Here is a 22602-nt window from a genome sequence, read left to right as displayed (position 1 = left end):
GTGTCGGCATCGACGGCGACCTGCTGGCGCCGGAGGTAGCACCCACGGTAGCCGAGGCGCCGGCCGCCGGGAATACCACAGTGGACCGGAGATCGGCCCTCCGGCGGCGCCCGGGGCGCTGCGGCGTTGATTCTTGTCGATGTTTCGGCCGGTGGGCGGCGGGGCAGTGGGGATATCCGACACCTACGCCCGGTCCGGCGGTTCGCCTGCGGCCGGAGGCGGGGTGCTTTCGCCGTGTGCCGGGACGGTTCCCGCCCCGGCCGTCATAAGGGAGGACGGCGTGATGAGCGGTCACCAGGCGCGCAGGCGGTCGGCGGGCTGCCACCGGCGGTCACGATCGGCGGAGGCCGACGTCGGCACGACGGCCGGGAGGACAGCGGGGTGCCGACATGACTGAGCCCGAGCGGGGTGGCCCGCCCCGGCGGCGCCGGTTCCGGCTGGCGGCGGCGCTGACGGGGCTGACGCTGCTGGTGCCGCTCGCCGCCTGCGGCTCCGGGGAGGACGGCGGCATTCCGACGATCAACCTCTACTACACCACCGAGCAGAACATCCAGAAGGTGGTCGACGACTGCAACGCGAAGGCGGGCGGGCGGTACCGGATCGCGTACCGGGTGCTGCCCCGGGCCGCCGACGACCAGCGGGTGCAGTTGGTCCGCCGGTTGGCCGCCGAGGACTCGGGGATGGACATCCTGGGCCTGGACGTCACCTGGACCCAGGAGTTTGCCAGCGCGGGCTGGCTGCTGGAGTGGACCGGCGAGCACCGGGCCGAGGCCGAGCGTGGCACCCTGGCCGGCCCGCTGGAGACCGCCCGGTACGAGGGCAAGCTCTACGCCGCGCCGAAGAACACCAACGTGCAACTGCTCTGGTACCGCTCCGACCTGGTGCCCCAGCCGCCGCGTACCTGGGACGAGATGATCCGGATGGCCCAGGACCTGCGGGGGCGGGGCCAGCCGTACCGGGTGATCACCATGGGCGCCCAGTACGAGGGACTCGTCGTCCTCTACAACACGCTGGTGGCCAGCGCCGGCGGCCAGATCATCAACGACGACGGCAGCAAGGCGGTCTTCGACGACGGCGCCGTCCGGGCGCTGGAGATACTCCGGAACTTCGCCACCGCCGGGATCACCACCTCCTCCTTCTCGAACACGATCGAGGACCAGGCGCGGCTCGACTTCCAGTCCGGGGCGGGCGCCTTCCAGCTCAACTGGCCGTTCGTCTATCCGGCGATGCAGGAGGCGGACCCGGAGTTGGCGAAGAAGGTGAAGTGGGCCCGCTATCCGGGCGTGGACCCGGGCACACCGAGCAAGGTGACGATCGGCGGGTTCAACCTGGGGGTCAGCCGGTACTCCCGGCATCCCGACGAGTCCTTCGACGCCGCGTCCTGCCTGCGCGACGCGGAGCACCAGAAGTTCTCCGCGATCAACGACGGGGTACCGCCGACCATCGAGAGCGTCTACGCCGAGCCGGAGATGGCCGAGGCGTACCCGATGCGGGACACCATTCTCGAGGAGTTGAAGGACCCGGCGACCCGGCCGCGCAGTCCGGCGTACCAGAACATCTCGACCGTGCTGTCGGCGACGCTCTCCCCGCCGTCGTCGATCGACCCGGAGCGGACCGCGGACCGGATGCGGGAGGCGACGCAGGACGCGCTCGATTCCAAGGGGGTGCTGCCATGAGCGAACGAAGTGAGCGAGTCAGTCAGGTCAGTGTGGGTGTGCCTCATGGCGGCACGGAGCGCAGCGGAGTGACGACATGAGCGAACGAAGTGAGCGAGTCAGTCAGGTCAGTGCGGGTGTGCCTGATGGCGGCGCGGAGCGCAGCGGAGTGACGACATGAGCACGGAGACCGAGACCGCGACCGGCGTGGACCGGGCCGGCACGACCCCGGCGATCCCGGCGCCCCGGCGCGGCCGGGCCGGTCGGGCGGCGCTGAGCGAGGGAAAGCGGGCCGAGCGCCGGTTGGGCTGGCTGCTCTGCGCCCCGGCCGCGTTGGTGATGCTGGCCGTGACCGCCTATCCGATCCTCTACTCCGTCTGGCTGTCGCTGCAGCGCTTCGACCTCAAGTTCCCGGACGAGCGGGAGTTCGTGGGGCTGGCCAACTACGTCACGGTGCTGACCAACGACTACTGGTGGACCGCGTTCGGGGTGACCATGCTGATCACCGTCGTGACGGTCGCCGTCGAGCTGGTGCTGGGCATGGGACTGGCCATCGTGATGCACCGGACCATCGTCGGGCGCGGGCTGGTCCGCACGTCGGCGCTGATCCCGTACGGCATCGTCACGGTGGTGGCGGCCTTCTCCTGGCGGTACGCCTGGACGCCCGGCACCGGTTATCTGGCCACGCTCTTCGGTGAGGGGGCGCCGCTGACCGAACGGGCCAGCGCGCTGGCGATCATCATGCTGGCGGAGATCTGGAAGACCACCCCGTTCATGGCGCTGCTGCTGATGGCGGGCCTGGCGCTGGTGCCGGAGGACCTGCTCAAGGCGGCCTCGATGGACGGCGCCACCGCCTGGCAGCGGTTCACCAAGGTCATGTTGCCGGTGATGAAGCCGGCGATCCTGGTGGCGCTGCTGTTCCGCACCCTGGACGCGTTCCGGGTCTTCGACAACATCTTCGTGCTGACGGCCGGGTCGAACGAGACCTCGTCGGTGTCGATGCTCGCCTACAACAACCTGATGCGCGGACTCAACCTCGGGATCGGGTCGACCATGTCGGTACTGATCTTCCTGGCCGTGGCGATCATCGCGTTCGTCTTCGTGAAGCTGTTCGGCACCGCTGCCCCGGGCAGCACGGACGAGGGAGGCCGCCGGTGAGCGCGAGGAGCGCAGCGAAGCGGAGCACCGCAGTTCGCGAGCGAAGGGCGGCTCCGGTGAGCGCGAGGAGCGCAGCGAAGCGGAGCACCGCAGTCGCGAACGAAAGGAGGCCCTGATGGCCGCCAGTGACACCACGGCCACGGCGAAGTGGCGGTGGGGACTGCTGGACCTCGTGGTGGTGGTCTTCGCGCTGGTCCCGGTGCTGTGGATCGCGTCGCTGTCGTTCAAGACCACCGGCACGCTCACCGACGGGAACTTCATCCCCCGGGAGTGGACCCTGGACAACTACCGCACGATCTTCTCCACCAACCAGTTCGTCCGGGCTCTGGGCAACTCGATCGGGATCGCCCTGATCGCCACCACCATCGCGGTGGTGCTCGGCACCATGGCCGCGTACGCGGTGGCCCGGCTGGACTTCCCGGGCAAGAAGGCGCTGGTCGGGGTCTCCCTGCTGATCGCGATGTTTCCGCAGGTGTCGCTCGTCTCGCCGCTGTTCGAGATCGAGCGGTCCCTCGGGCTCTTCGACACCTGGCCGGGGCTGATCCTGCCGTACATCACCTTCTCGCTGCCACTGGCCATCTACACGCTGTCGGCGTTCTTCAAGCAGATCCCGTGGGATCTGGAAAAGGCCGCCAAGATGGACGGCGCCACCTCCGGGCAGGCGTTCCGCCGGGTGATCGCGCCGCTGGCCGCGCCCGGGGTCTTCACCACCGCGATCCTGGTCTTCATCTTCTGCTGGAACGACTTCCTCTTCGCGATCTCGCTGACCTCGACCGAGCGGTCCCGCACGGTGCCGGTGGCGCTGTCGTTCTTCACCGGGGAGTCGCAGTTCGAGGATCCGACCGGGGCGATCTGCGCCGCCGCCGTGGTGATCACGATTCCGATCATTCTGTTCGTGCTGTTCTTCCAGCGTCGCATCGTGTCGGGCCTGACGTCCGGCGCCGTGAAGGGGTGAGGTCGCAGTGGCTGACATCGTGCTGGACAAGGTGAGCAAGAGCTTCCCGGACGGGACGGTCGCGGTCCGGGACGTCGACCTGGAGATCGCCGACGGCGAGTTCGTCATCCTGGTCGGCCCGTCGGGCTGCGGGAAGTCGACCACCCTCAACATGATCGCCGGACTGGAGGACATCAGCTCGGGCGAGCTGCGCATCGACGGTAAGCGGGTCAACGACAAGGCACCCCGGGACCGGGACATCGCAATGGTCTTCCAGTCGTACGCCCTCTATCCCAACATGACCGTCCGGGAGAACATGGCGTTCCCGCTCCGGCTTGCCAAGCTGGACAGGGCGACCATCGAGCAGAAAGTAGCCGAGGCGGCCAAGGTGCTGGAGCTGACCCCGCTGCTGGACCGCAAGCCGGCGAACCTCTCCGGTGGGCAGCGCCAGCGGGTGGCGATGGGGCGGGCGATCGTCCGCAGCCCGAAGGCGTTCCTGATGGACGAGCCGCTCTCCAACCTCGATGCCAAGTTGCGGGTGCAGATGCGTACCGTGGTGTCCCGGTTGCAGAAGCAACTCGGCACCACGACGGTGTACGTGACGCACGACCAGACCGAGGCGATGACCCTCGGCGACCGGGTGGTGATCATGCGGGGCGGTGCGGTGCAGCAGGTCGGCCCGCCCCAGGAGTTGTACGACCACCCGGCGAACCTCTTCGTCGCCGGGTTCATCGGCTCGCCGGCGATGAACTTCCTGCATGCCGCTGTCGAGGACGACAGGCTGCGGACGGCGGTCGGCGACGTACCCCTCGGCGACCGGCTCCGGCGCGAGCTGGCGGCCGAGGACGCCCCCCGGGAGCTGATCCTCGGCATCCGTCCGGAGCATTTCGAGGACGCCGGGCTGGTCGACGAGCAGACCCGGGGGCGGGGGATGGAGTTCGAGGCGCCGGTCGAGATCGTCGAGTCGATGGGCTCGGACAAGTACGTCTATCTCACCGTCTCCGGTGAGCGGGCCAGCGCGGCGGAGCTGGAGGAACTAGCCGCGGACGTGGGCGCGGACGGGTTCAGCGGCGGCGGGGCGAACCTGGTGACCCGGCTGTCGGCGGAGTCTCCGGTCACCGAGGGGCAGAGCCACCGGCTCTGGTTCAACCTGGAGAAGATCCACCTGTTCGACCCGTCGAACGGCCGCAACCTCACCCTGCACGAGGGCCGGGCCGCGGGGGCGCTCGCCTCCTGAGTCCGGGAAGCGTGGAATCGGCCACGCCTGGTTGCCCGGCGCTGACGGTGCCCGGACTGTTGACCGGTCCGAGGGTGCCCGGGCTGTTGACCGGTCCGAGGGTGCCCGGGCTGTTGACCGGTCCGACGGTGCCCGGACTGTTGCCCGGCGCTGACGGTGTCCGGACGGGACCGGGAAGCCTCCTGGTCGGTCCGGGCACCGTCGTGTCGACTCGGCCCGTGCGGGCGAGCGGGTGAGACGACCGGCGCCCGGAACCGTCCGTGAGCGGCGATTCCAACACGTAGCGTAGTTGTGTGGGTACGGAGCACGGGCCGCCCTGCGGGGCCGGGACCGCCGCGTGATCGCGGCGGTCGCGCTGGCGCTCAGCTCCGCCGCCTGCTTCGCCTTCGGGGCCGCCCTGCAACAGCGGGCCGCGCGCCGGGAACCGCAGCACGGGACGGCCGATCCGCGGTTGCTCATCCGGCTGCTGCGCCGGAAGAGCTGGCTGCTGGCAAAGGCCCCCGACCTGGCCGGTACGGTGCTCCAGGCGGTCGCCCTGCGGTTCGGGCCGCTGACCCTGATCCAGCCTCTGCTGATCAGCGGGATGTTCCTGGCGATCCCGCTGGAGGCGGCCCTCGACCACCGCCGGCCACATCCCCGCGACGTCACCGCGGTCGCCGCCTGTGTCTTGGGGCTCGCCGCCTTTCTCGGCGCTGCCCGGCCCCGGGCGGGGGTGTCCCAGCCGTCCCTGATGGGCTGGCTCGGAGTCGCGTTCATCGGCGGTGCCCTGGTAGGGATCTGCCTGCTGCTCGCCCACCGGGCCACCGGCGCCGCCCGGGGAACACTGCTCGGGATCGCCAGCGGGCTGCTCTACGCCGGCACCGCGTCGCTGCTGAAGTCCGTCGCCGACCGGGTCACCGACGACCCGCTCTCGACGCTGACCGACTGGCACCTGTACGCGCTGGCCGTCGTCGGGTTCGCCTCGGTGGCGCTGAACCAGAACGCCTTCCAGAACGGTCCGCTGGCCGCGCCACTCACCTCGATCACCCTGGTGGACCCGGTGGCCAGCGTCGTCATCGGGGTGACGGCGTTCCACGAGACGCTGTCGTTCGGTGGACTCCGGCTCCTGGTCGAGGTGCCGGCCGTGCTGGCGATGGGCTTCGGGATCTGGCTGGCCAGCACCCGCTCCACCGGCCGGGAAGGCTACGAGGGCGGCTGAGTAGCCCCGGCGTTCACTTCCCGGCCGTGGTCGGGGCGGGGTTCAGTGCCCGGCCGTGGTTGGGGCGGGGTTCAGTGTCCGGCCGTGGTTGGGGCGGGGTTCAGTGTCCGGCCGTGGTTGGGGCGGGGTTCAGTGTCCGGCCGTGGTCGGGGCGGGCCGGGGATCCCGCCACATCGGCTGGAGTGTCGGGCCGTCGTCCGGCAACCGGATCGGTTCGCCCTGCGCCCGGAAGCCGTACCGCTCGTAGAGTGCGCGGTTGCGCGGCGAACTCGCCTCCAGGTAGCAGCCGATCCCGTCCGCGTCGGCCCGGGCGAGTCGGTGCCGCAGCATGGCCCCGCCGAGCCCTCGACCGCGCAGCTCGGGCAGCACCACCATCTGCTGGAGATACCAGTGCGGTTCCCGATCGGAGTGGCGGGCGGCGATCAGCTCGCCGACCAGGGCCATCCGGGGCGCGTACCGGCCGTAGGCCCGGGCGAGGATGGCGGCCTGCTGCTCGTCCCGGGCCGGGTCTGCGGCGGCCGCTGATCCGGGTCGGCCGCCGGCACGGAACTCCCACACCGACACGCCACCGATCCCGGTCGACTCGTCGCCCGCCAGCAGGATCTCGCCGGCCTCCAGCGCCCCGCCGACCCAGTCGGAGGCGAACTCGACCCACACCTGCGCACACGCCTGGCGGGCGCTCTCCTCCGGCACCACCCAACTCAACACCGCCTCGTCCTGGCCGGCCCGGCCCACCGTGGCGGCGATCGCCTGGGCGTCGGCCGGCTCGGCCGGGCGTACCGTCATCGTCTCGGTCATCGTCACCTCGTCACGCTCGCGGGTTTGGTGGGTACAGTGTACGCGAGTGTGCGTACTGTGTAGCGACGGTGGGCGGGAGTGGATGGAACGCGACGGTGGCGACGCCGGGACCGGCGCGGGGCTGAGCCTGGACCGCATCGTGCGGGTGGCGGTCGGGCTCGCCGACGCGTACGGCCTGGCGACCCTCTCGATGCGGCGGGTCGCCGCCGCCCTGGACGCGGGGGTGATGTCGCTCTACCGGTACGTGCCGGGCAAGGCCGAGCTGGTCGACCTGATGGTGGAGAGCGTCTTCGGCGAGATCGACTATCCGGAGCCGGGTCCGGCCGGCTGGCGGGCCAGAATCGAGCTCTCCGCCCGCCGGGAGTGGGCGATGTACCAGCGGCATCCGTGGGTGCTGCCGATCGTCGCGGGCACCGGACGGCCGCCGCTCGGACCGAACGTGCTGGCCAGCGTGGAATGGGTACTGGCCGCCGTGGACGGCTTCGGGCTCGACCCGGCGACGACGATCCAGGTCTACCTCACGGTCAGTGACTACGTACAGGGCGCGGCCCGGTACGTCCAGACCGAGGCCGAGGACGAGCGGCGGACCGGGATGAGCACCGAGCAGTGGTGGGCGGCCGAGACCGCCACCCTGACCCGGCTGCTCGACACGGGGCGGTTTCCGCTGCTGTCCCGGCTGACCGCGCAGTTTGGCGCCGCTCCGGCGTCCGTACGGCAGGACTTCGAGTTCGGCCTGGAGCGGGTGCTCGACGGCATCGCCGTCTTCCTGGCCGACGAGCCCGCTCCGGCCGGCCGGCCCGACCAGGTGGCGACGGAGGAAGAAACCAGGTTTGAAAAAGTAACCACTGCTCCGGATCGGCGGCTTCCGGCGGCCACCTCGGCGGCACTGGAACTGCTCGGCCGGCGCTGGGTCCTCGACCTGCTGTACGTGCTCGGCCACGGCGAGGCACGGTTCCGCGATCTCGTCGAGGCCCTGCCCGGCGTCTCCCGGCGGGTGCTCACCGAACGGCTGCGCGAACTCGCCGACGAGGGGCTGTTGCGCCGCCGGGTGGACTCCGGCCCACCCACCCGGATCAGCTACGCCCTCACCGAGCGCGGTGCCGGGCTCCGCGGTGTGCTGACCGGCCTCGACACCTGGGCCGGGCAGGACGACCGGATCGGTGCTCGCTGACCCGGGCGGTCCCCGGCGCCGGTCAGTTCCGGTCGGCGTGTCGCGACGGGTCGGCCCGGACGACCGGGTCGGTCAGGGCTGCGGTGGGGCTGCGGCCGGTCCGCCGGCAGCGGCATATCGACCCGGGCACCGTGCGGGACTGACCCGGCCGCGGTGTGATCCCCGGCCGGGCCCGGGAGTACAGGCCGATCCAGAGCGGAGACTGCGCATGGCCCGGTCCGGCTGGATCCCGGCGACCCCGTGATCGGGATCAAGTGGACCGGCGGCCCGGGCGAGGGCTCTCAACCCGCCCGGACCACCGGCTTGCGAATGCCTACCCGGGATACCGGGATGTATGCGCCCCGGTCTCGCCCCGCCCCGCTCCCGGCGGCATCGCTGCCCCCGGCGCCGGTGCGCGGAAAGCCCCGGAGGCCGGGGCCGACCCGGCCGGGGTCGGGAGCAGCCGGCCCACCACCTCGGTCAGCACCGCCATCCCGTCCCGGCTCAGCACCGACTCGGGATGGAACTGCACCCCGGCGTACGTCGGCCCGCGCAGCGCGTGCACCGCACCGTCGACCGGGTCCCGGGCCAGCCGCACCGGCCCGTACGCCGTGTCCAGCCCGTCGGCATCGGCCAGCGCGGTGTAGCTGGAGTAGAAGCCGACCCGCGCGACGGTGTCGAAGAGCGTGACGTCCCGGCACAGCCCCTGGTAGGGGGCGGTGCGTCGGTGCAGGGTCAGGCCGAGTCGGGCGGCCAGCATCTGGTGGCCGAGGCAGACGCCGAGGGTCGGTGACCCGCTGTCGAGCAGCCGGCCGACCAGACCGCGCAGGGCCACCATCTTCGGGTCGGTCGGGTGCCCCGGGTCGCCCGGTCCCGGGCCCAGCACCGTCAGGTCGGCGCTGGCCGGATCGAATCCGCCCGGCTCGGCGACCCCGGCCCAGGGGCGTACCGTCACGGTCAGGCCGAGCGCCCGCAGTTGGTGCGCGAGCATGCCGGTGAAGGTGTCCTCCCCGTCGACCACCACCACCCGCCGGCCGGCGAACTCCGGTCGTACCGTGGCGCCCGGCGTCCGCTGCTCCAGCCAGAACGGGGCGAGCCCGGTGTTGCGGGCGGCCAGCGCGGCCCGCACCGCCGGGTCGTCGGCGAGCCGGACCTCCGCAGCCGGTGCCGGTTCGGCGGCCGGCTCGGAGCCGACACCGACCACGCCGGGGCTGGCGACAACGCTGCCCTGGTGGTCGGGGCTGGCGACAACGTTGGCCTGGTCGCCGGGGCTGGCGGTAACGCTGCCCTGGTGGTCGGGGCTGGCGACAACGTTGGCCTGGTCGCCGGGGCTGGCGACAACGCGGACCTGGTGGTTGGGGCCGGCGACGTTGCTGGCCTGGTCGGTGGGGGCGGCCGGCTCCGGTCGCAACCCCAGCGCGGCCAGCACCCCGGCCGCCTTGGCGTGCGTCTCGGCCACCTCGGCGGCGGCGGTGGAGTGCCGCACCAGGGTCGCGCCGACCGGCACCCGCAACTCGCCGGCCGGCGAGATCTCGGCGGTACGGATCAGGATCGGCGCGTCCAGGGTCTGCCGCCCGACCTCGTCGAAGCCGAGCAGCGCGAGTACGCCCGCGTAGTAGCCCCGGCCGCGCCGCTCGTGCCGGGCGATCACCCGGCAGGCGTTCTCCATCGGACTGCCGGTGACGGTCGGCGCGAACATCGTCTCCCGGAGCACCTCCCGGACGTCCCGGGAGCCGCGCCCGGCGAGCAGGTACTCGGTGTGGGTCAGGTGCGCCATCTCCTTGAGGTACGGCCCGATCACCTGGCCGCCCTGCTCGGCCACGGTCGCCATCATCTTCAGTTCCTCGTCGAGCACCATGTACAGCTCGTCGATCTCCTTGGGATCGGCGAGGAAGCGCAGCAGCTCCTCCCGGTCCGCCGGCCGGCCCGGGTGGCGTAGCGTACCGCTGATCGGGTTCATCATGACCAGGCCGTCCTCGACGCTGACGTGCCGTTCCGGCGAGGCGCCGACCAGGATCCGCCCGCCGGTGTACACCAGGAACGTCCAGTACGCGCCGCGTTCCCCGGTGAGCAGCCGGCGCAGCGCGGCCAGCGCCGCCGGCAGCGGGGGACCGGCCAGGGTGCCGAGGTAGGAGCGGTGGATCACGAAGTTCGCCCCCTCGCCCCGGCCGATCTCGTCGCGCAGCACCCGAGCGACGATCTCCGCGTACTCCGGATCGGCGATGTCGAAGCCGGCGTCGCGGACCGGCACCGGCACCTCGGGCAGGGCTGCCAGCGCGTCGGTCAGCGGGACCCGCTCGGGCTCGTCGAGCATCAGGCACTCCAGCGGGGCGCCGTCGTCGACACAGGCGAAGCCGCGCTCGGCGACCTGCCGGTACGGCACCACCGCGAGGGTGCGCGGGCCGGCCGGCCCGGCTAGCAGGGGGATGTCGGCGAGCCCGGCGACGGTGTGCGGTACACCGGTGAAGACCTCCAGGCCGGTGGCGCCGTCCCGGCGCAGCAGGGCGAACGGGCCGGGGTCGGCGCCGCTCGCGATGGTGCGGAGCAGATGGTTGAGCAGGGTCATCGGTCGTCCTCACAGCCGGGGGCCGTCCCGAGCGGTGGCCGGAGAGGCGTGGGGGGAACCCTGGCGGCCGCCGCGTGGGGCGGCCGCGTGGAAGATTGCTACGCGCGGAGGTCGGCCGCCGGGATGGCGGGCCACCAGGAGTTGAGTCGCGCGAGCACGGCCCGAGTCTAGGACAGCGTCGGCCGGGCCGGCACCCCTTCGGCCCACCTGTCCACCAGGTGGGCGACCCGGGCCGGCGCGGGGTCCGTCCGGCCGGTACCGCGCGACCTTGCCCTGGTCGGCAGCGACGAACGGGTACGGTTTTCGTCGATGAGGATTCTCGCTCTCGACCTGGGTACGTCGTCGGTGCGCGGCCTGGTGCTGGACGCGGCCGCCCGGCCGCTGCCCGGTGCGCTGGCCCGGCGACCGGCCGCCGTCACGATCGGGGACGACGGCCGGGCCACCGTGGACGGGCCGGCCTACCTCGCCGCCCTGGTCGAGTGCCTCGACGAGCTGGCCAGGGCAGACCACCTCGACGGCGTCGAACTGGTCGTCGCCTCGGCCCAGTGGCACTCGGTGGTGCCGCTGGACGCCGCCGGCGATCCACTCGGCCCGGTGCTGACCTGGTTGGACACCCGCCCCACCGCACCGGCCGGGGTGGCCGGGCCGGTGGATCCGGACGACTACCACCGGCGTACCGGCACCTGGTGGCACCGGTTCTACTGGTCGGTCCGGCTGCCCTGGCTGCGGGAGAGGTGCGGCGACGACAAGATCCGCTTCGCCGGCCTGATCGAGTACGTCTTCGGCATGCTGCTGGACGAGGCGGTCATGTCGGTCTCCCAGGCCTCCGGCACCGGCCTGCTCGACCTGCGCACCCTGGACTGGGACACCGAGGCGTGCGAGCTGGCCGGGGTACGCCCGGGCGAGCTGCCGACGCTGGCTCCGCCGGCCTGGCGCGGCCGGCTCCGGGCCGGGTACGCCCGGCGCTGGCCGGCGCTGCGGACCGCCCGGTGGGCGCCGCCCAGCGGCGACGGTGCCGCCTCCAACGTGGGCTCCGGCTGCTACGACAGCCGGCGCGCGGCGGTCACCGTCGGCACCTCGGCGGCGGTCCGGCTGGTCCAGCGCGCCCCGGCGGGTGGCGAGTTGCCGCCGTTGCCGGAGAATCTGTGGCGCTACCGGGTGGACCACGAGCACGTGGTGACCGGTACCGCCTTCTCCGGCGGCGGCAACCTCTACGCCTGGGTCCGGCGGGAGATGAAGTTGCCCGAGGGGGCGGAACTCGACCGGGCCCTCGCCCGGGTGCCGCCCGGCGACGGCGTACCGGCCGATCCCCAGCTAGGCGGCGACCGTCCACCCGGGCTCGCCCCGGCCGGCTCCGGCGTGCTGTCCGGGCTCGGCTTCAACACCACCGCGGTGGACATCCTGGCCGGACTGATGGACGCACTCTGTCGCCAGGTGGCGGTAGGGGTCGCGGCGATCGAATCCACCCTGGACAAATCGGTTCAGGTCGTCCTCGGCGGCGGGGCCGTCGCCGCGTCCGGGTGGTGGCGGCGTTCCTTCTCGGTGGCGCTGGCCCCCCGGGAGGTACGCCACGTCCGGAATCCGGAGATCGGTGCGGTCGGCGCCGCGCTGGTGGCGATCGGTCGGCTCGACGGCGCGTCCGGCCTTGAGCGCATCGTCCGGACGGATGAGGACGAGTCGGCGACAGCGACAAGACCTGATCACCCGCAGTACCCTTCGTGAGCTGTACCGGCCCCCTGATCATTGACAGCAGGTCCGGGCCTGATTTGAAATAGCTCCGCTCCTTGGCGCGCCCCGCATCGAGGACGGTAGGAGGCATGGTGGCTGTTGCCCCGGAACCGTCACATGGCGCCGTCTCGCGTCACCGCCGGCGCCGTCTCGACGTCCGGGTGGTGCCACATCGCCGCAGGTCCGCCTTTCGGGTGCGAGACTGGCGGATGCGTACCAAGCTGGGCGCCGTCCTCGTGGTCCCGTCGGTCGCGTTCCTGGTGCTCGCCGGGGCCCAGACCGGTGCGTTGGTGAGCCAGGCGGACCTGCTCGACGAGTTCGCCGACCAGGTGGCGGTCGGTCGCGAGATCACGGCGCTGGTGCACGAGTTGCAGCGCGAGCGGGATCAGACCGCAGGCGAGTTGGCCGCGTTGAACACCGGCTCGGCGCCGCCGGTCGAACCCGGCCGCCCGCTGCCGGCGCTGGAGTCGGTCTACCCGGTCGCCGACCGCGCGCTCGACCGGTTCCGGACGGCGGCGTCGCCGCTGGCCCGGGGTGAGGCGTCCTGGCGGATCTCCTACGACCGGGTCGACGACGCACTCGACCGGCTGCCGGAGGTGCGGGCCTCGGTGCCGGCGGCCGGCTCCAACCCCGATCCGGTGCTGGCCGAGTACGACCGGACCATCGAGGTGCTGTTGGTGCTGCTGGCCGAGCCCTCGCCCGGCGCGGACCGTGGCGACCTGACCGACGCGGTGCTGCGGTACGTCGAGTTCGCCCAGGTCAAGGAGGTCAACTCGCGGATCCGGGGGCAGCTATACGCCGCCGCCCGGGCCGGCCGGTACGACCAGACCGACCTGGTCACGCTGACCGACCTGCGGGCACAGCAGCTCACCGGCCTCGCCGGCTTCCGGCTCTCGGCCACCGACCGGCAGATCGAGCGGTACGACCAGGTGTCGACCGATCCGAACTTCGTGGCCGCGGTCCGGATGGAGGAGACCACCTTCTCCGCCGGCGGGCGCACCGCCGCGGTACTCGAACCGGGCCGCTGGTGGACGATCAGCCAGCAGCGCCAGGAGCTGCTCCGGCAGGTCGAGACGGGTGCGGTCGACGACGCGGTGGCGCTGGCGGACTCCCGCAGTGCCGAGCAGTTGCGCCGGACGCTGCTCACCGCGGTCGGCGTGCTGGGCGTACTGCTGGCCGCCCTGTTCACCTCGGTCGCGATCGGCCGCTCCGTCGCCCGTTCGCTGCGGATGCTGCGGGGCCAGGCGTTGCGGGTCGCCCAGGTCGAGCTGCCGGAGACCCTGGAACGGCTGCGTACGGTCGATCCGGTCGCCGCCGAGTTCGAGGTGCCGCCGGCCGACGTCCGGTCGATGGACGAGATCGGCGAGGTGGCCGAGGCCTTCGTGGCGGTGCACCGCAGCGCGGTGACGGTGGCGCTGGAGCAGGCGGTGATGCGTCGACACGTCAACGCCATGTTCGTCAACCTGGCCCGACGCAGCCAGGTGCTGGTCGAGCGGCAGTTGGAGCTGTTGGACGAGCTGGAGCAGGACGAGAGCGACCCGGACCAGCTCGACAACCTGTTCAAGCTGGACCATCTCGCCGCCCGCATGCGCCGTAACGACGACAGCCTGCTGGTGCTGGCCGGCACCGAGGCGACCCGGCGGTGGAACCGTCCGGTGCTGCTCGGCACGGTGATGCTGGCCGCGGTCGCCGAGATCGAGCAGTACCAGCGGATCCGGCACGACGTCGCCGACGAGCTGTACGTCGTCGGGCACGCCGTCGCCGACCTGGTGCACCTGCTCGCCGAGCTGCTGGAGAACGCGTCGTCGTTCTCCCGGCCGGACACCGTGGTCCAGGTCGACGCCGCCGGGCAACCGGACGGCAGCGTCCTGGTGGAGATCGTCGACCAGGGTCTCGGCATGAGCCCGACCGCGCTGGAGCGGGCCAACCAGGTGCTCGCGGTACCGCCGGACGCGGACGTCGCCGCGTCGGAGCGGATGGGTCTGTTCGTGGTCAGCCACCTGGCCGCCCGGCAGGGCGTCCGGGTCCGGTTGCGGACCACCGGGCAGGGTGGCCTGGTGGCGGCGGTCTGGCTGCCGGCCAGCCTGCTCGCCCCGGCTCCCCCGGCGGATCCGGTCGGCGGCCCCGGTCGGCGGGTGCTCGAACTCGTCGCGGGTGCGGTGGCCGGCTCGAACGGCACGCGTCCGCCGGCACCGGGCGAGGGCGGCGCCGACGGCGGCCAGCTCCGCCGGACGGGCCGCCGGGAGACACCCACCCGGGCCGAGGACGTGCTCGGGATGGCCGCCGGTGCCGGTTCCGGGCCGTCGAGCACCTGGTGGTCCCGGCAGGGCAGGGGGAGCACGCCGCCGCCGACCAACGCCGCCGGGGCGGCGCCGACCGGAGCGCTGGCCACCGGGAACGCCCCACCGGCGGTACCGGTGACCGGCGGGACCAACGCCAACGGGCTGCCGATCCGGGTGCCGATGGCCCAACTGCGGGCGAAGAACGAGCCGGCCCGATCCAGGCTGCCGGTCCAGCGCGAGGCGCCGGATCCGGAGCAGGTGGGCGGCATGTTGTCCCGGTACTACGGTGGTCTCCGGCGGGCCGAGGCGGAGGACACGATGGTGATACCCATGGCGCCGGCCGGCGCGCGCACCGAAGAGGAGAAGTATTGAGCACGCTCAGTCAAGAGGCACGGGATCTGAACTGGCTGGTGAGCGGGTTCACGGAACGGGTACCCGGGGTGGCGCACGCCATCGTGGTCTCCGCCGACGGACTGCTGGTGGCGGTCTCCGAGCACCTGCCCCGGGACCACGCCGACAAGCTCGCCGCGGTCACCTCCGGGTTGTCCAGCATCACCGCCGGGGCCGCGGAGATGTTCGACGGCGACATCGTCAAGCAGACGGTGGTCGAGATGGGTCGGGGCTACTTCCTGGTCATGCAGATCCGGGACGGTTCGATCCTGGCCACCCTCGCCGCGAACGACGCCGACATCGGCGTGGTGGGTTACGAGATGGCGAAGCTGGCCAAGGCGGCCGGTGAGATGCTGACACCGGCGCTGCGGGCCGAGCTCCAGCAGGCGCTGCCCCGCTGACCGGCCGGGTCCGCTCGCCGGGGTGACGGTGTGGTGTCGTCTCATGCCCGCCGGACCTGGCCCAGCCGGCCGAGTTGCGCGTCGAGCTGACCGGCGAGCCATCGTTCGTACTCGGCGCGTTCCGGGCCGTCCCAGCCCCGGGTGGCGCCTTCGATGCACATGATGAGATAGAGATAGATCGTGTAGAGGGTGAGCCGGCGGCGGGCCGTCGTGGTCAGTTCGAGCCGACCGTGTCCGGCGGAGGCGTAGCCGGCGAGGATCTCCGGTTCGTCGTCCAGTTCGCGGAAGAGCGTCATCGAGACCAGTTCGGCCAGCGGGTCGCCGAAGAAGGCCCGTTCGCCGTCGATCAGGCCGGTCACCCGGACTGTGCCGGCAGGATCGGCGGCGACGAAGACGTTGCCGTCCCAGAGGTCGAAGTGCACCAGGGCGGGGCGGCGTACCTCGTCGAGGACGTCGGCGTGCCGGCGCAGCAGGTCGCCGATCCGGTCCGGCGGGGCGGGTAGCGCGCTGCCCAGCCGGAGGGCGTCGGCGAGGATGTCCTCGACCATCGCACCGAAGGCGGCCCGCCAGGACGGTTGCCAGCTACGGCTGCCGCGCAGCGGATAGCCGTACGCCGGACCGGTGACGGTGTGCAGCCGGGCCGCGTGCGCGGCGATCTCACCGCGTACGGTGGCGAGCTGTGCCGGGGTCAGTTGGTCCCGGGTCTGCTGCAGGTCCGTTCCGGCCACCCGGCTGAGGAAGACGAAGTCGGTGCCGATCAGGTCCCGGTTGAAGTCGGCGTAGACGACCTCGGGTACGGCGGTCACCACCCGGGCGGCCCGGCGGTAGAAGTCGACCTCGGTACGCATCAGGTCGACCTCGTGACTGAGCAGCTTCAGCTCGGGTGGCGGGGCGACCTTGAGTACCAGTTCGGTGCTCTCACCGAGGGTGACGGCGTAGGCCGCGTTGTAGGTGCCGCCGGTCAGTTCCCGCCAGTCGGTGATCCCGGTACGGTCGCCGAAGCCGCGCCGGACCAGCGACCCGAGTTCGGTCTCGGTGACGTGCCTCCTGGTCGAGCTCTGGTTCTCCATGCGACCCTCTCGGCGGTACGGTCGGGCGGCGGTGCCGACCCGGGTGAACCTCGTCGACCTGGACCGCGCCGCGCCCCGCACCCGCGGCCCCGCCGGACCGCGAGGGGGGTGCCGAGAGTTCGGTGCTGGCCGGTCGGTCGGCTCGGGTCAGACGGTGTTGTCGGCGATCACCCGCCGGTACCAGTGCGCGCTGCGCTTGGGGATCCGGCGTTGGGTGGGGAAGTCAATATAGATCAATCCCCATCGCTGTTCATAGCCTTCGTTCCACTCGAAGTTGTCCATCAGCGACCAGACGTGGTAGCTCTCCAGCGGCACGCCGTCGGCGATGGCCCGGTGCGCGGCCGCCAGGTGGTCGCGGAGGAAGGCGATCCGGCCGATGTCGTCCACCGTGCCGTCCCCGGCGAGCAGATCCGGGGTGGGCAGGCCGTTCTCGGTGACGGTGAGCGGCACGTCGCCGTAGTCCCGGGTCACCCGGGTCAGGATGTCGTACATCCCGTCGGGGAAGATCTGCTGCCAGCTCGCCTCCGAGGTCGACCACTTGCGGACCACGCCGCCGTCGGCGGTGACGTAGATCGGCGTGTAGTACTGCACGGCGAGCAGGTCCACCGGAGACGAGATGATCGCCAGGTCGCCGTCCCGGATCCCCCGGACCATCCGGCTGGCCGGGCCCAGGTCGGCCAGCACGTCGGCCGGGTAGGCGCCCTTGAAGATGGAGTCCAGGTAGAGCCGGTTCTCGTAACCGTCGTAGAGCCGGGTCGCCTCGGCGGCCCCGGGGGCGTCGTCGGCCGGGTAGCAGGGGTGCAGGTTCAGCGCGGGGCCGATCCGGCTGTCGCTGCCGGTGGCGCGCAGCGCGCGTACCGCCAGGCCGTGCGCGAGTTGCAGGTGGTGCGCGACCAGGTAGGCCGCGTCCGGCTCGCGCAGCCCGGGGGCGTGGTGACCCTGCAGGTAGCCGTTCTGCACCACCGTCTTGGGCTCGTTGATGGTCAGCCAGACCGGCACGCTGGGGCCGAGCGCCTCGAAGATCGCCTCGGCGTAGTCGGCGAAGCGGTAGGCGACGTCCCGGGACTCCCAGCCGCCGATGTCCTGCAGCGACTGCGGCAGGTCCCAGTGGAAGAGCGTGGCCATCGGGGCGATGCCCCGGTCGTGCAGGCCGTCGACCAGCCGCCGGTAGAAGTCGAGCCCGCGTTGGTTGGGCGCGCCGGTGCCGTCGGCCTGGATGCGTGGCCAGGAGATGGAGAACCGGTACGTCCGCAGCCCGAGATCCTTCATCAGGTCCAGGTCCTCGACGTACCGGTGGTAGTGGTCGGCGGCGACGTCGCCGGTGTCCCCACCCCGGACCCGTCCCGGGGTGTGGCTGAAGGTGTCCCAGACGGACTCGCCCCGCCCGTCGTCCTTGGCCGCCCCCTCGATCTGGTACGCCGAGGTGGCCGCGCCCCACCCGAAGCCGTCCGGAAAGCGGAGTCCGAGCTGCGCGTCCGGCGCCGTACGTCGCTCGTCGTCGGCCTCGGGGTCGGCGTCGCAACCGGTCAGCGTCGCGCCGGCGACGGCTGCTGCCGCCGTGCTCGTCGACAGGTGGCCGGCCGGCACGGCACTGGCGGACAACGCGGCGCGGCGCAGCAGATGCCGCCGAGTCAGTACGGACATGCTGTCTCCTCGTGAGTGGGGCCCTCCGCACCACGCCCGGGAGCGCTCCCATACAAAGAGCGTAGCGATCTACCGGGCGATTGCGTATGGGATGTTCGGATGGCAATGGCGGGTCTGGGCCTCGTCCATTGCCCGTCCCCACGTGCACCATGACCACGGCGACCGTTCGTCGCGTCGCGACGAGGCCGGTCGCCGTCCGAGGTGCCGATGACGCAGCCGGTCGACCGGTTCGGCGTCGAGACGCTGTACCGATGACCGATTTTCCCGTCGTTGGCGGGGGGTTAGTGTGGGGACGGGGAGGGCAACCCCCGTCCCCAGCGTGAGTTACAAACACGCACGAACGGAATTGGCGTCCAGGTCGTGCGTGCCGCGCGGGAGCCGGGCCACGCGAGTGGCTCTGGTTCCACCTCCTTCCGACGGTGGTGAGCTGGCTGACGGCGGAGTCCGGGCTGGCCCGCCCTCAGCCCTGTGGCTGAGCGGTCGGCGGCTACGTAACATTGCCGTAGCTCGCCCAACGGGGAGCGATCGACCCGGCGGACCGGATCCTCGCAGCCTCCGTGGTGGTGCGATCCAAACTACTTACATCCTCATCAATGGAAGCGCTCCCATCGACGTTGGTTGGACTGTAGCCCGCGTCACGGGTTTGTGAAAGACCCAAAATAAGATCGAAACATCAGGCCAACGTCGACGAAACTCCGTTGTGCTGTCTCGATCGAATCTATGCCCAGGTCAGCGGGCCTGTTTGGCCGTCTGTAGTGGAGTTGCGCCGGACTCCACTTGCTGCGGGAGCGCTCCCATGCCACACTGTCGAACTATCGCGGCAGGGAGCCACAAGCCGACGCGATCATGGGCCGCCAGGGCATCCGAGTCTCTCGGTAACGGCGCCCCCGCACAGCTCGGAGCCGCCACGTCCGGTGTCTCCTCCGGCGTCCGCCGACCCCGGTCCGGGACGGGTTGACCACCACCATTCCGGCGCCTACCCACCCACGCGCATCGCCCCCGCACCACGCGCAGGAGGCGCCCCAGCCGCGGCAGCACCGCGGCCCGGTCCGCGAGGAGAAGTCACGACATGAAGTTGAGGTTAGGAAGACGCCGACTGGCGATGGCCGCCGCCGGCATATTGGTGGTCGGAGGTGTTGCCGTCGTCCCCGGCACCGCCTACGCGGCCCCCGGCTGCGACGTCACCTACACCGCCAACAGCTGGGGCTCCGGATTCAGCGCGTCCGTCACGATCCGGAACGTCGGCGACCCGATGACCAGTTGGAGCCTCGGGTTCACCTTCCCCGGCAACCAGCGGATCACCCAGGGCTGGTCGGCCAACTGGACCCAGTCCGGCGCGAACGTGACCGCGACGAACGTGGCCTGGAACGGCAACCTGGGCACCGGTGCCTCGACCAGTATCGGGTTCAACGGCTCCTACTCGGGTACCAACGCCAACCCGACCGCCTTCACCATCAACGGCAACCCCTGCAACGGCGCCCAGAACACCGCGCCGACCGTTGACATCACCAGCCCGGCCAACGGCGCGACCTTCACCGCACCGGCCGACGTCACCGTCTCGGCCGGCGCGAGCGACGCCGAGGGGCCGGTCGAGCGGGTCGAGTTCTACCGCAACGGCCTGCTGGTCGGCACCGACACCAGCGCGCCGTACAGCTACACCAACAGCGCGCTGCCGGCCGGGTCGTACACCGCACAGGCCCGGGCGTACGACAGCGCCGGGCTGAGCGGCATCGACGAGGTGGCCTTCACCGTCGGCGGCACGACCCAGCCGAGCGTGGTGGTCCCGGCGACGCTGTCGGTGCCCGAGGGCGACAACGCCGCGCTGAACGTCAAGCTCAGCGCCGCGCCGACCAGCAACGTCACCGTCAACCTGGCCAAGACCGGCGACGCGGACGTGACGCTCGGCGCCAGCACCGCGACGATCACCCCGTCGAACTGGAACACCGGCGTCAACGTCCCGGTCAACGCCGCACAGGACGCCGACGACAGCAACGACACGGCGACCGTCACCGCCAGCGCCAGCGGGCGTACCTCCGGCACCACCCAGGTGACCGTCACCGACGACGAGGGCGGCGGACCGGCCGGCGAGTACGGCGAGGAGTTCCTGGAGCTCTACAACAAGATCAAGGCGCCGGCGAGCGGCTACTTCAGCCCCGAGGGCGTGCCGTACCACTCGGTGGAGACGCTGCTGGTCGAGGCCCCGGACCACGGTCACGAGACCACCTCCGAGGCGTTCAGCTACTGGCTCTTCCTAGAGGCGATGTACGGCCGCACCACCGGTGAGTGGGGACCGTTCAACGACGCCTGGGAGGTCATGGACCGGTACATCATCCCGTCCGAGACCCAGTCGAACTACAACGCCAGCGACCCGGCGGACTACGCCCCCGAGGCGAACCGGCCGGACCTCTACCCGCAGCAGGGCGGCAAGCTCGACTCCAGCGTCCGGGTGGGTCAGGACCCGCTCGCCGCCGAGCTCCAGTCCACCTACAACAGCGGCCGGGTGTACGGCATGCACTGGCTGCTCGACGTGGACAACGTCTACGGCTACGGCAAGTGCGGCGACGGCACCACCAAGCCGGCGTACATCAACACCTACCAGCGCGGCCCGCAGGAGTCGGTCTTCGAGACCGTTCCGCACCCCTCCTGCGAGACGTTCGAGCACGGCGGCCCGAACGGCTACCTGCCGATCTTCATCGGTGACTCGTCCTACGCCCAGCAGTGGCGCTACACCAACGCTCCCGACGCCGACGCGCGCGCCGTCCAGGCCGCGTACTGGGCGCTGAAGTGGGCCAAGGAGCAGGGTGCCGAGGGTCAGATCTCGGCCACCATCGCCAACGCCGCCAAGATGGGTGACTACCTGCGCTACGCGATGTACGACAAGTACTTCAAGCAGCCCGGGTGCGCCTCGCCGTCCTGCACGGCCGGCACCGGCAAGAACAGCTCCGCCTACCTGCTCTCCTGGTACTACGCCTGGGGTGGCTCGCAGGGCGGCAGCAGCAGTTGGTCGTGGCGGATCGGCTCCAGCCACAACCACGGCGGCTACCAGAACCCGTTCGCCGCGTACGCCCTCTCCACGGTGTCCGAGCTGACCCCGCGGTCGCCGACCGCGCGGACCGACTGGGCCACCAGCCTCACCCGGCAGATCGACTTCTACACCTGGCTCCAGTCGGCCGACGGTGCCATCGCCGGTGGCGCGACCAACAGCTGGAACGGCGACTACAGCGCCCGCCCGGCCGGCGTGCCGACCTTCTACGGCATGACGTACGACGTCAAGCCGGTCTACCACGACCCGCCGTCGAACCAGTGGTTCGGCTTCCAGGCGTGGAGCATGGAGCGGGTCGCGGAGTACTACCACGAGAGTGGTGACGCCCGGGCCAAGGCGCTGCTCGACAAGTGGGTCAACTGGGCGCTGGACAACACCACGGTGAACGGTGCGGACTACCAGATCCCGTCGACGCTGAGCTGGAGCGGCCAGCCGGGTGGCAACTGGACCGCCGGCACCACCTCGGTGAACAACAGCAACCTGCGGGTCTCGGTGGTCGACCACACCCAGGACGTCGGCGTCGCGGGTGCCTACGCCCGTACGCTGATCTACTACGGTGCGAAGGCCAACCACACCGAGGCCAAGGAGACCGCGAAGGCCCTGCTCGACGCCGTCCTGCAGCACAAGGACGACAAGGGCGTCGCGGTGCCGGAGACGAAGGCGGACTACAACCGCTTCGACGACACCTACAACTCCAGCACCGGCCAGGGTCTCTACATCCCGTCCGGCTTCACCGGCACCATGCCGAACGGTGACCCGATCAACTCCAACTCCACGTTCCTGAGCATCCGCTCGTTCCTCCAGGACGACCCGGACTGGGACAAGGTGGAGTCGTACCTGAACGGCGGCCCGGTGCCGACGTTCACGTACCACCGCTTCTGGGCGCAGATCGACGTGGCGATGGCGCTGCACGACTACGACCGGCTGATCGGCTGATCCCGGTCACCAGACGGGCCTGATTCCCACGGTCAGGCCAACCGTGGCGGGCCCGGCCGGATTGGCCAACGCAGCGATCCGGCCGGCCCGCCACTCCCGTTCCACCTCGGACAGCAACGAGGGCGACCACCACCGCCCAGCGGGCGGGCGGCACCAACCGGTGCCGCCCGCCCGGCCTCGTGTCCGGGGGCGGGGCATCCTCCCCTGTCCGTTGCCATGGCGAAGACTTTCGCGCCGAGCCTTGTTCAGGGCACTGAGTTTCCAGTCAGTCCGGGGTGCCCCTTACGGCAAGACGGAGTATCCTGACCTGAGTGGGAGGGGCCGCTTCCCCCGTGGCGGCCCCTCCCGCTTCTTGCTCTCCGCCCCCTTGCCACTCCCGCATCGAGTGCGGTGTCGGCTATGCCGGGAGCGT

General features: G+C 71.4%; 14 protein-coding genes. 10 read left to right on the top strand and 4 right to left on the bottom strand.

Annotation, left to right across the window (positions count from 1 at the left end; all coding sequences use genetic code 11):
• Nucleotides 1–389: 389 nt before the first annotated feature.
• From ACQEVC_RS39405 to ACQEVC_RS39385, 5 genes are all read left to right on the top strand, one after another.
• The gene (locus ACQEVC_RS39405) at nt 390–1676 is read left to right on the top strand and encodes an ABC transporter substrate-binding protein (protein ID WP_432888630.1); all 1287 of its coding nucleotides are present in this window, start codon (nt 390–392) and stop codon (nt 1674–1676) included.
• Between the two features lie 156 nt (nt 1677–1832).
• The gene (locus tag ACQEVC_RS39400; RefSeq protein WP_432888628.1) at nt 1833–2813 is read left to right on the top strand and encodes a carbohydrate ABC transporter permease; all 981 of its coding nucleotides are present in this window, start codon (nt 1833–1835) and stop codon (nt 2811–2813) included.
• 115 nt (nt 2814–2928) lie between these two features.
• Nucleotides 2929–3768 (top strand): carbohydrate ABC transporter permease, encoded by an 840-nt coding sequence (locus ACQEVC_RS39395; RefSeq protein WP_432888626.1) that lies wholly within the window; start codon nt 2929–2931, stop codon nt 3766–3768.
• Nucleotides 3769–3775: 7 nt separating this feature from the next.
• Entirely contained in the window at nt 3776–4984 is a 1209-nt protein-coding gene (locus ACQEVC_RS39390) for an ABC transporter ATP-binding protein (RefSeq protein ID WP_432888624.1), read from the top strand.
• Nucleotides 4985–5321: 337 nt separating this feature from the next.
• Complete coding sequence (locus tag ACQEVC_RS39385; protein WP_432888622.1) at nt 5322–6182, top strand: DMT family transporter; 861 nt, start codon at nt 5322–5324, stop codon at nt 6180–6182.
• 129 nt (nt 6183–6311) lie between these two features.
• Here the strand turns inward: ACQEVC_RS39385 and ACQEVC_RS39380 are convergent, their stop codons facing one another.
• Nucleotides 6312–6980 carry a GNAT family N-acetyltransferase gene (locus tag ACQEVC_RS39380; RefSeq protein WP_432888620.1) on the bottom strand — a complete coding sequence of 223 codons (669 nt, stop codon included), beginning with the start codon at nt 6978–6980 and terminating at the stop codon, nt 6312–6314.
• 46 nt (nt 6981–7026) lie between these two features.
• Between ACQEVC_RS39380 and ACQEVC_RS39375 the strand changes: the two genes are divergently transcribed.
• Complete coding sequence (locus ACQEVC_RS39375) at nt 7027–8151, top strand: TetR/AcrR family transcriptional regulator C-terminal domain-containing protein (protein ID WP_432888618.1); 1125 nt, start codon at nt 7027–7029, stop codon at nt 8149–8151.
• A 313-nt stretch (nt 8152–8464) separates the two neighbouring features.
• Here ACQEVC_RS39375 and ACQEVC_RS39370 read toward each other — a convergent pair whose 3' ends face one another.
• On the bottom strand, nt 8465–10696 hold the full coding sequence (locus ACQEVC_RS39370) for an anthranilate synthase family protein (RefSeq protein WP_432888616.1): 2232 nt from the start codon (nt 10694–10696) through the stop codon (nt 8465–8467).
• A 309-nt stretch (nt 10697–11005) separates the two neighbouring features.
• Here ACQEVC_RS39370 and ACQEVC_RS39365 point away from each other — a divergent pair, with 309 nt between their 5' ends.
• The 3 genes from ACQEVC_RS39365 (at nt 11006) to ACQEVC_RS39355 (ending at nt 15497) form a co-directional block, all read left to right on the top strand.
• Complete coding sequence (locus tag ACQEVC_RS39365; protein WP_432888613.1) at nt 11006–12418, top strand: FGGY family carbohydrate kinase; 1413 nt, start codon at nt 11006–11008, stop codon at nt 12416–12418.
• 215 nt (nt 12419–12633) lie between these two features.
• Entirely contained in the window at nt 12634–15078 is a 2445-nt protein-coding gene (locus ACQEVC_RS39360; RefSeq protein ID WP_432888611.1) for a nitrate- and nitrite sensing domain-containing protein, read from the top strand.
• Entirely contained in the window at nt 15075–15497 is a 423-nt protein-coding gene (locus tag ACQEVC_RS39355; protein ID WP_432888609.1) for a roadblock/LC7 domain-containing protein, read from the top strand. The genes ACQEVC_RS39360 and ACQEVC_RS39355 overlap by 4 nt, the downstream gene beginning before the upstream one ends.
• A 41-nt stretch (nt 15498–15538) precedes the next feature.
• Here ACQEVC_RS39355 and ACQEVC_RS39350 read toward each other — a convergent pair whose 3' ends face one another.
• Nucleotides 15539–16567, bottom strand: a complete 1029-nt coding sequence (locus tag ACQEVC_RS39350) for a phosphotransferase family protein (RefSeq protein WP_432888607.1) — start codon at nt 16565–16567, stop codon at nt 15539–15541.
• Between the two features lie 147 nt (nt 16568–16714).
• A complete protein-coding gene (locus ACQEVC_RS39345; RefSeq protein WP_432888605.1) occupies nt 16715–18211 on the bottom strand; it encodes a GH1 family beta-glucosidase in 1497 nt (498 codons plus the stop codon).
• Between the two features lie 1069 nt (nt 18212–19280).
• Here ACQEVC_RS39345 and ACQEVC_RS39340 point away from each other — a divergent pair.
• Complete coding sequence (locus ACQEVC_RS39340) at nt 19281–22190, top strand: glycoside hydrolase family 48 protein (RefSeq protein WP_432888603.1); 2910 nt, start codon at nt 19281–19283, stop codon at nt 22188–22190.
• Nucleotides 22191–22602: the final 412 nt, after the last annotated feature.

The sequence above is a fragment of the Plantactinospora sp. CA-294935 genome (genome assembly GCF_050936445.1).
GTDB lineage: Bacteria > Actinomycetota > Actinomycetes > Mycobacteriales > Micromonosporaceae > Plantactinospora.
Note: the sequence above shows the minus strand (reverse complement) of the source record. Positions and strands in the feature narration are given on the sequence as shown.